Raw genomic sequence first — 13,210 nt, forward strand, 5'->3', positions numbered from 1 at the left:
ACGTGGCGGGTCAGGGGCGGGAGCGCAGGCCGTACATGAGCTCCTCCCAGCGGACCGCGACGGCCGGCGCGGCGTGAGCGGACGCGGTCTCCAGCGCCCCGGCCGCCAGCTTCATGCGGCGGCGTTCGTCGTCGACGAGGGTGAGCAGCGCGCAGGCGAGCGACTCGGCGTCGCCGCCCTCCCCCTCCTGGACCAGCACGCTGTCGCGGCCCGGACGGAGGAACTCGGCGGGCCCCCGTGATCCGGCGAAACCCACGACCGGCACCCCGCAGCTCAGCGCCTCGATGACGGTCATGCCCAGCACCTCGTGCCGCGACGGCACCGCGACGATGGACGCCTTGGCGAACTCGCCGGGCAGGTCGGGGGTGGTGCCCATGAAATACACGTGGTTGTGCAGGTCGAGGTCGCGGACGAGGGCGCGCAGCCGCCGCTCCTCCGGGCCCCCGCCATACAACCGCAGCCGCCAGTCGGGCCGCTTGTCGGCGACGATCGCGAAGGCGCGCACGAGCTGGTCGTACGACTTCCCGGGCACCAGCCTGCCCCCGGCGCTGACGATCCGGTTGTCCATGCGGGAGCGCGGCCAGGGCGCCGCGGGCAGGGCGTCGGGGATGACGTGGACCGACAGGTCGTCGTCGAGCAGCCGCACCCACTCGTCCCGCCGGCCGGCGGTGCTGGCCACCACGGCGTCGAGGCGGGGATAGAAGCGGCGCACCGGGCCCGGCACCGACGGCCTGCTCCACTCCCGCGCGATGCGGACGACGTCCCGCGGGGCATACCGGGCGGCCTGCACGCTCAGCGACGGCCGGGTGGTGACCAGCACGTCGGCACTCAGACCGCGCAGCATCCGCCAGAGCGCCACCTCGGTGCGCACCTGTCCCCGGGGCAGCAGGTGATGGACACCGGGCCGGGCGTCCACGAGCCAGCGCAGCGTCACCCGGCGGTCGACCGGGAAGAACGGCGTCTCCCTGGTGCGCCGGACGCTCACGACCTCAACCTCGTGCCGCGAGGCCAGCCCTCCCGCGAGGTTCAGCATCGCCCGCACGTCGCCGCGCATGCCGTACGCCGAGGGGAGCAGGAACGCGATCCTCACGCTCCCACCTCCAGCAGCAGCTCGTCGCCGGGAGTGAAGCTGGGCCGGATCGGCACGCCGTCCACAAGCGTGTGGGGATAGTGGACACGGCGCCGTTTGCCCTCGACGTCGTCAAGCCTGGCGCCCAGCGGCATCGCGCGGTCGACGCCGTCCACCTCCAGGTAAGGCTCCCAGGAGCCCTGCGAGTCGGGGGTGGCGGCCAGCACGTCGCACAGCGAGAGCGCGGCGTGGAACCGGACCCCCTGGACGGTGGCGGCGACCCGCACGGTCGCGGCCGGATCGCTGTGACCCGGATCGTTGCGGCTCGAATCGCTGTGGCTCGGGTCGCTGTAGCTCGGGTCGCTGTAGCTCGGGTCGTTGCGGCCCGGATCGTTGCGGCGCAGCGCGAGCGTGGCGTGGCGGTGCTGGTCGTCGTCGTCCAGGCCGGTGTAGGCCAGCAGCCCGGTCACCTCGAAGCGCCCCTCGCGGAACCACACCGCGCGGACATCGGCGACCGGCTCCGCCGAATCTATCTTCAGGGACAGGAATCCGTTGCGGGTGCGGTAGGCCCGGTAGGCCAGGGTCCGCCGGCCCAGCGCGTACGCGTCGAGGCGGTCGAGCGAGAACCCGGGATCGACGCTCTGCATACGGGCGCGGACGCCGTCCTGTTCGAGGTAGGCGTCCCAGCGGCCGGGGCCGAGGTCGAGGGGAGCGAGGGAGACCGCCACACTGGCGTCCCTCGTGCGCCCGCCGGAGGCGCCGAGCGTCACCCGGCGTTCCTCAGCCGTGCCGCGTCGCCGCAGGACCAGGCGGGTGCCGTCCGCCAGCGGCTCGGCGATGGCCAGACGCAGGGAGAGGACGTCCGCCAGGGTGACCTCCGCGTCGGTGACGACCACACCCACCGTCCAGCCCCCTCCCCGTCGATTGAGCCAACGTTGAGGTTACCGTGATTTTCCTGTTATGTGGAGAAAGCCTTTGTCACTCTTCTGTGAAACACCGTTCATTCCATCGCCTTGACCAGTGATTTCCACGAATAGTTCACAACCGCAGCAAAGGTTGCTTTACCCCTGCTTGATGGATTTGATGAGGAGCTGGGCGACGTCCACGACCTCGAGCGACTCCTTGGCCTGACCGGCGTTCTTCTTCTCGTTGATCGCGTCGCCGAGCATCACGAGGCAGAACGGGCAGGCGGTGGAGACGGTGTCGGGATCGGTGGTCAGCGCCTCGTCCACGCGCTCGGTGTTGATGCGCTTTCCGATGCGCTCCTCCATCCACATGCGCGCGCCGCCGGCGCCGCAGCAGAATCCGCGGTCCTTGCAGCGGTGCATCTCCTGCGCCTGGACGCCGGGCACCTTGGCCATGATGTCGCGCGGCTGGGCGTACACCTTGTTGTGGCGGCCGAGGAAGCACGGGTCGTGGTAGGTGATCTTCTCCTCGATCGGCGTGATCGGGGTGAGCCTGCCCTCCTCCACCAGATGCGCCAGCAACTGGGTGTGGTGCACGACCTCGTAGGTGCCGCCGAGCTGCGGATACTCGTTGGCCAGGGTGTTGAAGCAGTGCGGGCAGGTGGCCACGATCTTCTTGACCCCCGCCTCGTTGAGGGTCTCGATGTTCTGCTGGGCGAGCATGTTGAACAGGAACTCCATGCCCAACCGGCGGGCCGGGTCGCCGGTGCACGCCTCCATCGGGCCGAGCACGCCGAACTTCACCCCGGCGATGTGCAGCAGCTCCGCCACGGCCTTGGTGGTCTTCTTGGCCCGGTCCTCCAGCGCGCCGGCGCACCCGACCCAGAACAGATACTCGACGTCCTCGGGCATTGTCGAGTCGATGATCGGGACCTCGAAGTCCAACTCCTCGATCCACTCGGCGCGCTTCATCTCGGACATGCCCCACGGGTTGCCCTTGTTCTCCAGGTTCTTGAGCATCACGCCCGCCTCGGACGGGAACGACGACTCGATCATCACCTGGTAGCGGCGCATGTCGAGGATGTGGTCGATGTGCTCGATGTCGACCGGGCACTGCTCGACGCAGGCGCCGCAGTTGGTGCACGACCACAGGACGTCGGGGTGGATGACCCCGTCCTCGCCCACCAGCGGCTTGTCGAGCAGGGCCAGCACGTCCTCGGGGAAGCTCTCCTTCTCCTTCTCCCCCGCCAGCAGGTACGGCGCGATCGCGAAGGCGTGGTCGCGCTGGTCGAGGATGAGCATCTTGGGCGACAGCGGCTTGTCGGTGTTCCACGCCGGGCACTGGGACTGGCAGCGGCCGCACTCGGTGCAGGTGTAGAAGTCGAGGAAGCCCTTCCAGGTCGTGTCGGTGATCTTGCCGCGGCCGAACACGTCGACCTCGGGGTCGGCCTCCTCGAAGTCGAGCACCTTGCCACCGCTGCGCATCGGCTGGGCCGGGCCCAGGCCGTCGGGGCGGCGGGAGAACAGCACGTTCAACGGTGCGGTGAAGATGTGCAGGTGCTTGCTGTTCACCACGATGACCAGGAACACCAGCATGAAGCCGATGTGCAGCAGCAGGGCGATCTGCTCCAGCAGCTCGCTGTCCGGCAGGATCTTCCCGATCCCGATACTGGCGAAGGCGCCCGAGGAGTAGGGGAGGTTACCGTTGGCGGCCGCGGCGCCCCGGGCGAGGAACAGCGTCCAGATGATGTTGAAGATCATGAACAGGACCAGCCAGGCCCCGCCCAGGTGGGAACCGGAGAACCGGGAGCCGCGCCCCAGCTTCTTCGGCGAGTTCTTGATCCGGATGGCGGTGAACGCGACCAGCCCGACCAGACAGGCGATCGCGATGAAGTCCTGCAGGAAACCCAGCACCGGCCAGGTCCCGATGAGCGGGATGTGGAAGTCCGAGTGCCCGGTGATCGCACCCTGGATGATCGCGCCGTACGCCTCGATGTAGACGGTCAGCAGGATGAAGAACGCCCACATGACGAAGAAGTGGGCGGTGCCGGACGGGGTCCACTTCAGCAGCTTGCGCTGGCCGAAGACCTCCACCAGCTGGGCCTTGATCTCGGCGCCGGCGTGCTCCTTGGCGTACTCGATACGCTCCGGGGCCGGCTGCCCGCTGGTGGCCAGCCGATAGAGGAACAGCACGCGACGGCCCGCCAGCGCGACCGCAACGGCGGTCGCGACGAGGCCCACAATCGCTACCCAGAGCACGAGTCCCTCCCAAGTCGAACGTCGGCGGCCAGCGTACGGGCGCGGCGCCCCCGCGGGGGCGGTCGAGTCCCGCCCTGTGGATAACGCCTACGCTTCCCGAATGGTACCGGCGAGTAACTTATCCTGCCTCACGCTCGGCGAGTGGCACTTGTCACTGCGTTTCCCGCCGACGGCACGATAGTAGAACAAAGCTCTATAAGAGGGTACGAGAGGGGCGGCCTAATCTATCCGGCCAGGTAACGCTGCATGGTGGGGCCCACCAGCGCGACGATCTCCTCGACGTCGGCGGAGGCCAGCGGTTCGAACCGGAGGATGTAGCGCGTCATCACCACGCCGAACAACTGCGCGAAGGCGGCCTGCATCCGCAGCGGCGGAACGTCCAGCGCCTCGGCCACCCGGCCCAGGACGGCCGTCGTGAAGAACTCCCGGACCATGCCGACGGCCTGCTCGTTCACCATCGCCGTCCGCACCAGCCCCAGCAGCGGCTCCCTGGCCGCCGGGTCCGCCGTAATCGTCAGGATGAAGCGGACGAGGCGCTCGCCGACCTCCTCACGCGGCCCGGACAGGATGAGGGGAAGCACCTCCGAGGGGTCCATCGGCAGCCGCATGGCCGCGACGAACATCCCCTCCTTGCTGTCGAAGTAGTGGTGGACCAGAGCGGGATCGACACCGGCCTCGCGGGCGATGCCGCGGATCGTCGCCTTGTCGAACCCCTTCTCCGCGAAGACCCTGCGCGCCGCGGCCAGGATCTCGCCGCGGGTGTCCGCCGAGCCCGGACGCCGGCCGGGCCGCCGCCCCGGTCGCCGCCTGCCGCCCGAGACCTCCGGCACCTCCGTCGTCACGTCGCTCCCCGCTGACCTTTACGGCCCACTGCGAGATACACGCGCATGGGGACGGTCAGCCGCCCGTCGGGAAAGACGCGGCCGAGTTCGGCGCGCTCCCGGGCGAGCAACTCCGTCACCACGTCGACCTCCATCCTGGCCATGTACGAGTGGGAGCGCAGGTCGGTCAGGAAGTCCTCCAGCCGCACCGACCTGGTCCAGTCGATCCAGGTCTCGGCCACGGCGAGTCCCGCGTCGGACATGGCCGCGGCGATCGGCGGCATGCTCCATCCGGGCAGCACGGGCCCGATGTAGCCGGGGCACGACTCGGCGAGCCGCACCTGGTTGGCCGCCAGCCAGTCCGCCTTGCCGGGGTCCACGGTGTTCCACCAGCCCGCGACCGCGCCGCCGCCCCCGATCACACCGGCGCCCGCGATCACACCGTCCCCGGTCACACCGCCGGCCCTGAGCACCCGTACGGCCTCGGCCACCGACAGCGCCGGGTCGAGCCAGTGCCACGACTGGGCGTACGTCACCAGGTCGGCCGCGCCCGCGCGGAAGGGCAGGTCGTTCCCGTCGGCCAGCAGGGCCGGGCAGTCCGTACGGGCGCGCAGGCGGGCCAGCATCCGCTCGCCGCGGTCCACGGCGACGACCCGGGCGCCGCGGTCGAGCAGGCCCCGGGCCGAGATGCCCGTGCCCGCTCCGACGTCGATCACGGTCGCCCCGGCCAGCCGTACCCCCGACAGGGTCTCCAGCGCGAGATAGAGGGCCTCCGGGTAGTGCGGCCTGGCCGTGTCGTACTCCTCGGAGACGCGGTCGAAGACCCGGTGGCTGTCCGCGAGCCGTTCGTTCATGAGGCCGTCGAGGAGGCGGCGAAGTGGAGCCTGGCGAAGGCGAGCGCCTCGGTCAGGTCCTCGATCCGCTCGGTGCGGCTGGTGGCCTTGCGCGTGTTGATCTCCAGGACGATCAGGCCGCGGTAACCGTTGCCGGCCAGGCGTTCCAGGAGCGGGCCGCAGGGCTGCGACCCGCGGCCGGGCACCAGGTGCTCGTCCTTGTTGGTGGTGCCCACCCCGTCGGCCAGGTGCAGGTGGGCCAGCCGCTCGCCCAGCTTGGTCGCCATCTCCATCGCGTCGGACCCGGACACCGCCGTATGGGACAGGTCGAGCGTCACGTCGGGGAAGTCGTAGTCGATGGGGTTCCAGTCCGGCGCGTACGGCACGACCTCGTTGCCCCTGGCCCGCAGCGGGAACATGTTCTCCACCGCGAAGACGATGTCGGTCTCCTCGCGCATCCGGGCCAGGCCCTTCTCGAACTCCCTGGCGTAGTCACGCTGCCAGCGGAAGGGCGGGTGGACCACGACGGTCTGCGCGCCCAGCCGCTCGGCCGCCTCGCGGGCCCTGCGCAGCTTCATCCACGGGTCGCGGCCCCACACCCGCTGGGTCACCAGCAGGCAGGGCGCGTGCACGGCCAGGATCGGGATCTCATAGTGGTCGCGCAGCCGTTCGAGGACTTCGACGTCCTGACTGACCGGGTCCTGTCCCACCATGATCTCTACGCCGTCGTACCCGAGCCGGGCGGCCAGTTCGAAGGCGTCCGGCGTACGCTCCGGGTACACCGACGCCGTCGACAGCGCCACCTTGCCGCTGGGCACGCGGATGTCACTCATGAGGCCAGCCTCCCCTGGCGGCCCACGGGCACGTTCCAGTCCCGTGGCCGTGGCCGTCCGTTCGCTCCCTGCGCCCGTTCACGGATCCAGCCTAAGCCGCACCCGCGCCCCGCGCCGCTTCGCCACAATCAACTACCCAAGGTCGCGAACTAATGTGGGGCGCATGGCACGGATCGTGAGCGGGGCCGTACCCAGTCCGAACATCTGGAACACTCCCCAGATCTACGAGCTGGAGAACCTCGCCGTGGGACCCGCGGGCGCGGCCGAGGCGGCGATGCGGGCCGTACGGCCCTGGGACGGCGCGACCGTGGTCGAGATCGGCTGCGGCAGCGGCTTCCATTTGCCCGAGCTGGCCGCGTCCGCCGGGCGGGTCGTGGGGGTGGAGCCGCACGGCGGCCTGGCCGCCGGGGCCGCCGCCCGCTGCGCGTCGCTGCCCAACGTCTCGGTGCGCACGGGCACCGCGCAGGCGCTGCCCCTCCCCGACGCGTCCGCCGACGTGGCGATCGCGCGCTGGGCCTACTTCTTCGGACCCGGCTGCGAGCCGGGTCTGCGCGAGCTGGGACGGGTGCTACGCCGGGGCGGCGCGGCCTTCGTGGTGGACCTGGACGCCTCACGCGGGGCGTTCGGCCGCTGGTTCCGCCGGACGCTGCCGGCCTACTCCCCCGAGGCCGTGGAACGCTTCTGGTCACGCCAGGGCTGGCGGCGCGAGGAGCTGGACCTGCGGATGACGTTCCGGTCCAGGGCCGACCTGGAGGCGGTGCTGCGCATCGAGTTCACGCCCGAGGTGGCCGACGCCGCGCTGCGAGAGGTCGAGGGCCTGGAGATCCCCTACCCGAACGTCCTGCGGTGGCGGGAATTCTGAGCCCCCGGCTTGACCTTGTCACCGACGTCAAGCTTTACCGTCGTGTCCAGTACAGGGCCGAAGCGGGCGGACGAGGCCGAGGAGGAGGCCGATGCGGATCGGCGAGCTGGCCCGGCGCGCGGGCGTGAGCACGCGGGCACTGCGCTACTACGAGCAGCGGGGGCTCATCCGCTCGCGCCGCTCGGCGAACGGATATCGCGAGTACGACGAGTCGGACGTCCGGATCGTCACCGAGATCCGGGAGCTGATGTCGGTCGGCTTCACGCTGGAGGACGCCCGCCCGTTCGTGGACTGCCTGCGGTCCGGGCACCCGTCCGGGGGCTCCTGCCCCGAGTCGGTCGCCGTCTACCGGCGCAAGCTCGCCGAGATCGACCGGCAGATCCGCGACCTGCTGGCCCGCCGCTCCGAGGTGGCCGCCCAGTTCGCCGAGGCCTGCCCCGGCTGCCTGCTATCACGACGAGGAGAGTCATGATCACGCTGACCGCGGAGAACTTCGACCAGCAGGTGCTGCGCAGCGGCAAGCCCGTGCTGGTGGACTTCTGGACCGACTGGTGCCCGCCGTGCAAGATGATCGCCCCGATCCTGGAGGAGATCGCCGCCGAGTACGGCGACCGCCTCACGGTCGCCAAGCTCAACGCCGACGACCACCCGGAGATCGCCCGGCGCTACGGCGTGATGAGCTTCCCCACGCTGAACCTCTACCAGGGCGGCGAGATCGTGCGGCAGATCGTGGGCGCCAAGCCCAAGCGCCTGCTGCTCGCCGACCTCGACGGTCACTTCTGAGTTCCCCCCAGCACCGAGGGCCGCTTATATAAGCATTGACTTTTATAAGCGGCCTTCGGCATAGTGTGCTGCGTGCACGCATTCGACGCGCTGGGGGACCCGGTGCGACGCCGGATCCTGGAGCTGCTCTCCCAAGGCGAGCAGACGTCGGGCGCGCTCACCTCGGTCATCCGCGCCGAGTTCGGGATCTCACAGCCGGCGGTCTCCCAGCACCTGCGGGTGCTCCGCGACTCCGGGCTGACGTCCGTACGGGCCGAGGGCACGCGGCGGCTGTACGCCGTCGAACCCGAGCCTCTGCGGGAGGTCGACGCATGGCTGGAGCGGTTCCGCGGCTTCTGGGAGCAGCGGCTCGACGCGCTCGGCACGGAACTGGCGCGGGGGAAACGGGAGCGGCGGCTCGGACGGCGGCACGGCGGCGGCGCTGCCCACCACGCTGCCCATCACGCAGCCCCTCACGCAGCCCAGGACGAACGGACCGACGAGGAAGAGCGGCCATGAGCGACTTCATCGACCTGATCAACCAAGCCCACCGCGCGGTCGGCGCGCGCGACCTGCCGGAAGGCGAGGCCCGTACGGTGCTGCTGCGGCGCACCTACGACGCCGACGTCGAGGACGTGTGGGACGCCTGCACCGATCCCGAGCGGATCAGCCGCTGGTTCCTTCCGGTGAGCGGCGAGCTGAAGCTCGGCGGCCACTACCAGCTCCAGGGCAACGCGGGCGGGGAGATCCTGCGCTGCGAGCCGCCGCGGCTGCTCCGGGTGAGCTGGCTGTTCGGCGAGAACCCCGGCTTCAGCGAGGTCGAGGTGCGGCTGAGCCCGGAGGACGACGGACGCACCGTGTTCGAGCTGGAGCACGTCGCCGTGGTGCCGCCGGAGTTCTGGGACCGGTTCGGGCCGGGGGCCACGGGCGTCGGCTGGGACCTGGCGCTGCTCGGGCTCGGGCTGCACCTGCGCGGCGACATGATCGACGACCCCTCGGCGTGGGAGCAGTCGGAGGAGGCACGGGAGCTCATGAGGCTCAGCAGCGACCTGTGGGGCGAGGCGTACCGGGCCTCCGGCGCGCCGGACGACGTGGTCACCTCCGCGGTCGCGGGCACCACCGCCTTCTACGTGCCGGAGAAGCCGGAGACGCCGGAGAACTAGTTCTCCGGCGTCTCCGGCGGTGGCGCTTCCGGGTCTGATTGTCGGCGGCGGCCGGTAACCTCCCGCACGTGAGCAAGGCAGCGAAACCGGCGTACCGGTGCGGCGAGTGCGGCTGGACCACGGTCAAGTGGGTCGGCAGGTGCGGGGAGTGCCAGGCGTGGGGCACGGTCGAGGAGGCCGGGGCCCGGCAGGGCGTCCACGTCGTCAAGCCGGGCGCGGTCTCCGCCCCCGCCGTCCCGATCGGCCAGGTGAAGGCCGAGGTCGTCAGCGCGCGGACGACCGGAGTCCCCGAACTCGACCGCGTGCTCGGCGGCGGCCTCGTCCCGGGCGCGGTCGTGCTGCTGGCGGGAGAGCCGGGCATCGGGAAGTCGACGCTGCTGCTGGAGGCCGCCGCCCGCACCGCGCGGGGCGAGACCGTCCTCTACGTGACCGGCGAGGAGTCGGCCGCCCAGGTGCGCATGCGCGCCGACCGCATCGGCGCGATCGAGGACAGGCTCTACCTCGCCGCCGAGACCGACCTGTCCGCCCTGGTGGCGCACGTCGAGAAGGTGCAGCCGAGCCTGCTCATCGTCGACTCGGTCCAGACGATCGGCTCGGCCGACGCGACCGGGGTGCCCGGCGGTGTGACCCAGGTCAGGGAGGTCGCCGGCAACCTGGTCCGCCTCGCCAAGGAGCGGGCCATGTCCACGGTGCTCGTGGGCCACGTGACCAAGGACGGCACGATCGCCGGGCCCCGGGTGCTGGAGCACCTGGTGGACGTCGTGCTCCACTTCGAGGGCGACCGCAACTCGCGGCTGCGCATGGTGCGCGCGGTGAAGAACCGGTTCGGCCCGATCGACGAGGTGGGCTGCTTCGACCTGCACGAGCGCGGCATCACCGGGATCACCGACCCCAGCGGGCTGTTCGTCTCCCGCCATCCCGAGCCGGTGCCGGGCACCTGCGTCACCGTGACCATCGAGGGCACCCGGCCGATCCCGGCCGAGTTGCAGGCCCTGGTCGGCCCGACCGAGGCCCCCCAGCCCCGCCGCACGTCCTCCGGCCTCGACTCCTATCGGGTGGCGATGGTGCTCGCCGTCATGGAGCGGCGGCTCCACGCCAAGATCGGCAAGTGCGACGTCTTCACGGCGACCGTGGGCGGGATCCGCCTGACCGACCCGGCCGTGGACCTCGCGCTGATGCTGTCGGTCGTCAGTGCGGCCGGCGACCAGGCCCTGCCCGCCGGGCTCGTCGCGCTGGGCGAGGTCGGCCTGGCCGGCGAACTGCGGCCCGTGCGGGACGTCCGGCGGCGGCTGGCCGAGGCGGCCCGGCTCGGCTTCACCAGGGCGCTGGTGCCCTCCGGCTCGCTGGAGGAGGAGGGCCCGCGCCTGGAGGCGTCGGCGAGCCGCGGCCGCCTCGTGGCGCTGCGCTCACCGGCCGGCCGTACGACGCCGTTCGCGCCGGGCTTCGAGGTCACGGAGGTGGAGAACGTGTGGGACGCGCTCAACCTCATGAGATGACAAGGTGATCGGTCGTGACACCGGTGAGCACCTCGTCACGCCGGTAAACTCTGTGGCCTGCCCCGTCGGCCGTGGCCTCGCCCCCGCGCCCCCGAGGGGCTTCACAGGGCCGTCCGCGGCGCGCCTCGCGGACCTCGCCGCAACAGGGGATCGGCAGGAAGACGATCTGACGGATACGACCGGGCGAGCCCACTGGGGTGCATGTGCTGGACAACGACAAGGCGATCGACGACCGCAGAAGGGCCGTGCTCGCCGCGCTCGCCCCGGGGACGGCGCTGCGTGACGGGCTGGAGCGCATCCTGCGCGGCCACACCGGCGGCCTGATCGTCCTCGGGTACGACCGCACGGTCGAAGACATCTGCACCGGCGGGTTCACACTCGACGTCGAGTTCTCCGCGACCCGCCTGCGCGAGCTGGCCAAGATGGACGGCGCGATCGTGCTCGACACGGCCCACCTCAGGATCGTGCGGGCCGCCGTGCACCTCGTGCCCGACCCGGCCATCCCCACCGACGAGTCCGGCACCCGGCACCGCACGGCGCAGCGCGTGGCCAAGCAGACCTCGCTCCCGGTCATCGCGATCAGCAAGTCGATGCGGATCATCGCCCTCTACCTCGACGGCATCCGCTACGTGCTGGAAGAGTCGGCCGCGATCCTGTCCAAGGCCAACCAGGCCCTGGCGACGCTCGAACGCTACAAGAAGCGGCTCGACGAGGTCTCCGGCAACCTGTCGGCCCTGGAGATCGAGGACCTCGTCACGGTCCGCGACGTGGCCGTCGTCGTCCAGCGCCTGGAGATGGTCCGCCGCATCGCCCGGGAGATCGAGGGATACGTCGTCGAGCTCGGCACCGACGGGCGTCTGCTGTCCCTCCAGCTCGACGAGCTGTTCGCGGGCGTGGAGACCGACCGGGTGCAGATCATCCGCGACTACGCGCCCGGCTCGCTCGGCGCGCGGCCGTACGGGGACGCCGACGCGATGCGGGAGCTGGACGAGCTGTCCTCCGGCGACCTGCTCGACCTGTCGAAGGTGGCCCAGATCCTCGGTCACCACGGCGGCGACGCGCTCGACACGCCGGTCAGCCCACGCGGCTTCCGGCTGCTCACCAAGGTCCCCCGCCTGCCCGGGGCGATCGTCGACCGGCTCGTGAGCCACTTCGGCGGCCTGCAGAAGCTGCTCGCGGCCAGCACCGACGACCTCCAGGCCGTCGGCGGCGTGGGCGAGACCCGGGCGCGCAGCGTCCGCGAGGGCCTGTCCCGGCTCGCCGAGTCGTCCATCCTGGAGCGCTACCTGTAGGTCTCGTCAGCGCAGGTGGAAGACGACCTTCGGGCTCTTCAGCCGGCCCGAGTGCGCGGTCGCGACGTACGTGCCCGGGTCGGCGGGCGACCGCTTGCCTGCGCACGTGCTCCCCGACCGGTGGCGGTCCCACCGGATCGAGCGGACGTAGGGGATGCCGCGCTCCAGCAACTGCCTGTCCACACCGTCGCCCGCCACGCAGTCGGCCGTCGACCACACGCGCTCGCCGCCCGACAGCACCCGCATCTCCAGCGTGCGCGGACCGACGTCCACCGTGCACTCGACCTTGCCCGTGCTCACGACCGTCAGCAGGAAGCTCGGCGTGACACCCTTGCCGTACGCGTCCTGACCGGTCTGCAGCGCGAGCACGAGGTCCTTCTCGTCGCAGGGGTCACCGGGGCGACGCGGCTTGCCGGGCGAGGGCGAGACTCCCGCGGAGGCGGACGGCGACGGCTGCCCCGGCGCGGCGGCGGAGGCTCCGGCGGGCGTCTTCGGAGCCAGGCCGGCGGGCAGCGAGACGACCAGCCGGTCGGAGGGCGTCGCCTTGACGGCGGCGGCGGTCTCGTCCGGCCGTCCGGACGCGCTGCTGCACGCCCACGCCACGACCGCCACCACGACGAGCATCCCCGTGAGCACCGACACCCGGCGGCGCCAGTAGACGTCCGCGCCCTCGACGCCCACGTCACCACGGAATGTGTCCGGATCCATACGCACAGTATGGAGAGCCCTGGCGGGTCAGAGGTAACGGCTCGCTGAACCTTGTCCTTTCCCAGATCACAGCCTCGCCGGGTCTTTGCGCAATCGCGCGCCGTACGATCGGCGGCGCGCCCCTCCGGCTCGCTCGGTGTTCCCCGCTTCGCTCATCGGGGCGCTCTTATCCGATGTCTTCCCTCGTCGCGCTTGGTCGCTTCGCTC

14 protein-coding genes are annotated in these 13,210 nt (G+C 71.1%); 7 read left to right on the plus strand and 7 right to left on the minus strand.

The window, feature by feature from the left end; all coding sequences use genetic code 11:
• Positions 1-10: 10 nt before the first annotated feature.
• The 6 genes from ABZ857_RS26860 to ABZ857_RS26885 form a co-directional block, all read right to left on the minus strand.
• Positions 11-1,090: a glycosyltransferase gene (locus ABZ857_RS26860; RefSeq protein ID WP_357047465.1), complete on the minus strand. Its 1,080-nt coding sequence runs from the start codon at positions 1,088-1,090 to the stop codon at positions 11-13.
• A complete protein-coding gene (locus ABZ857_RS26865; protein WP_357047468.1) occupies positions 1,087-1,971 on the minus strand; it encodes a hypothetical protein in 885 nt (294 codons plus the stop codon). The genes ABZ857_RS26860 and ABZ857_RS26865 overlap by 4 nt, the downstream gene beginning before the upstream one ends.
• Before the next feature lie 159 nt (positions 1,972-2,130).
• The gene (locus ABZ857_RS26870; RefSeq protein ID WP_357047471.1) at positions 2,131-4,233 is read right to left on the minus strand and encodes a (Fe-S)-binding protein; all 2,103 of its coding nucleotides are present in this window, start codon (positions 4,231-4,233) and stop codon (positions 2,131-2,133) included.
• A 224-nt stretch (positions 4,234-4,457) separates the two neighbouring features.
• On the minus strand, positions 4,458-5,075 hold the full coding sequence (locus tag ABZ857_RS26875) for a TetR family transcriptional regulator (protein ID WP_357047474.1): 618 nt from the start codon (positions 5,073-5,075) through the stop codon (positions 4,458-4,460).
• Positions 5,072-5,908, minus strand: coding sequence for a methyltransferase domain-containing protein (locus ABZ857_RS26880; protein ID WP_357047477.1), 837 nt, complete (start codon positions 5,906-5,908; stop codon positions 5,072-5,074). Before ABZ857_RS26880 ends, ABZ857_RS26875 begins: the two co-directional genes overlap by 4 nt.
• Positions 5,905-6,720: a sugar phosphate isomerase/epimerase gene (locus ABZ857_RS26885; RefSeq protein ID WP_357047480.1), complete on the minus strand. Its 816-nt coding sequence runs from the start codon at positions 6,718-6,720 to the stop codon at positions 5,905-5,907. Before ABZ857_RS26885 ends, ABZ857_RS26880 begins: the two co-directional genes overlap by 4 nt.
• 163 nt (positions 6,721-6,883) lie before the next feature.
• Here ABZ857_RS26885 and ABZ857_RS26890 point away from each other — a divergent pair, with 163 nt between their 5' ends.
• The 7 genes from ABZ857_RS26890 (at position 6,884) to disA (ending at position 12,295) form a co-directional block, all read left to right on the plus strand.
• Positions 6,884-7,582 (plus strand): class I SAM-dependent methyltransferase, encoded by a 699-nt coding sequence (locus tag ABZ857_RS26890; protein WP_357047483.1) that lies wholly within the window; start codon positions 6,884-6,886, stop codon positions 7,580-7,582.
• 91 nt (positions 7,583-7,673) lie between these two features.
• Positions 7,674-8,054 (plus strand): MerR family transcriptional regulator, encoded by a 381-nt coding sequence (locus ABZ857_RS26895; RefSeq protein ID WP_357047486.1) that lies wholly within the window; start codon positions 7,674-7,676, stop codon positions 8,052-8,054.
• Positions 8,051-8,365 carry a thioredoxin gene (gene trxA / locus ABZ857_RS26900; protein ID WP_357047489.1) on the plus strand — a complete coding sequence of 105 codons (315 nt, stop codon included), beginning with the start codon at positions 8,051-8,053 and terminating at the stop codon, positions 8,363-8,365. The genes ABZ857_RS26895 and trxA overlap by 4 nt, the downstream gene beginning before the upstream one ends.
• 72 nt (positions 8,366-8,437) lie before the next feature.
• Entirely contained in the window at positions 8,438-8,863 is a 426-nt protein-coding gene (locus tag ABZ857_RS26905) for a metalloregulator ArsR/SmtB family transcription factor (RefSeq protein WP_357047492.1), read from the plus strand.
• Complete coding sequence (locus tag ABZ857_RS26910) at positions 8,860-9,507, plus strand: SRPBCC family protein (protein WP_357047495.1); 648 nt, start codon at positions 8,860-8,862, stop codon at positions 9,505-9,507. The genes ABZ857_RS26905 and ABZ857_RS26910 overlap by 4 nt, the downstream gene beginning before the upstream one ends.
• A 68-nt stretch (positions 9,508-9,575) precedes the next feature.
• Positions 9,576-11,003, plus strand: a complete 1,428-nt coding sequence (gene radA / locus ABZ857_RS26915; protein WP_357047497.1) for a DNA repair protein RadA — start codon at positions 9,576-9,578, stop codon at positions 11,001-11,003.
• A gap of 203 nt (positions 11,004-11,206) precedes the next feature.
• On the plus strand, positions 11,207-12,295 hold the full coding sequence (gene disA / locus ABZ857_RS26920) for a DNA integrity scanning diadenylate cyclase DisA (RefSeq protein WP_357047500.1): 1,089 nt from the start codon (positions 11,207-11,209) through the stop codon (positions 12,293-12,295).
• A 6-nt stretch (positions 12,296-12,301) separates the two neighbouring features.
• On the opposite strand, the gene ABZ857_RS26925 is transcribed toward disA, so the two are convergent.
• Complete coding sequence (locus ABZ857_RS26925; protein WP_357047503.1) at positions 12,302-13,003, minus strand: hypothetical protein; 702 nt, start codon at positions 13,001-13,003, stop codon at positions 12,302-12,304.
• Positions 13,004-13,210: the final 207 nt, after the last annotated feature.

The sequence above is a fragment of the Microbispora sp. NPDC046933 genome (assembly GCF_040644635.1).
Taxonomy (GTDB): domain Bacteria; phylum Actinomycetota; class Actinomycetes; order Streptosporangiales; family Streptosporangiaceae; genus Microbispora.

Bases quoted from the DNA above. Each gene is read 5' to 3' on its own strand.
- ABZ857_RS26880 (WP_357047477.1), bottom strand. From the start codon at position 5,908: ATGAACGAACGGCTCGCGGACAGCCACCGGGTCTTCGACCGCGTCTCC.
- ABZ857_RS26885 (WP_357047480.1), bottom strand. From the start codon at position 6,720: ATGAGTGACATCCGCGTGCCCAGCGGCAAGGTGGCGCTGTCGACGGCG.
- ABZ857_RS26890 (WP_357047483.1), top strand. From the start codon at position 6,884: ATGGCACGGATCGTGAGCGGGGCCGTACCCAGTCCGAACATCTGGAAC.
- ABZ857_RS26895 (WP_357047486.1), top strand. From the start codon at position 7,674: ATGCGGATCGGCGAGCTGGCCCGGCGCGCGGGCGTGAGCACGCGGGCA.
- trxA (WP_357047489.1), top strand. From the start codon at position 8,051: ATGATCACGCTGACCGCGGAGAACTTCGACCAGCAGGTGCTGCGCAGC.
- ABZ857_RS26910 (WP_357047495.1), top strand. From the start codon at position 8,860: ATGAGCGACTTCATCGACCTGATCAACCAAGCCCACCGCGCGGTCGGC.
- ABZ857_RS26925 (WP_357047503.1), bottom strand. From the start codon at position 13,003: ATGGATCCGGACACATTCCGTGGTGACGTGGGCGTCGAGGGCGCGGAC.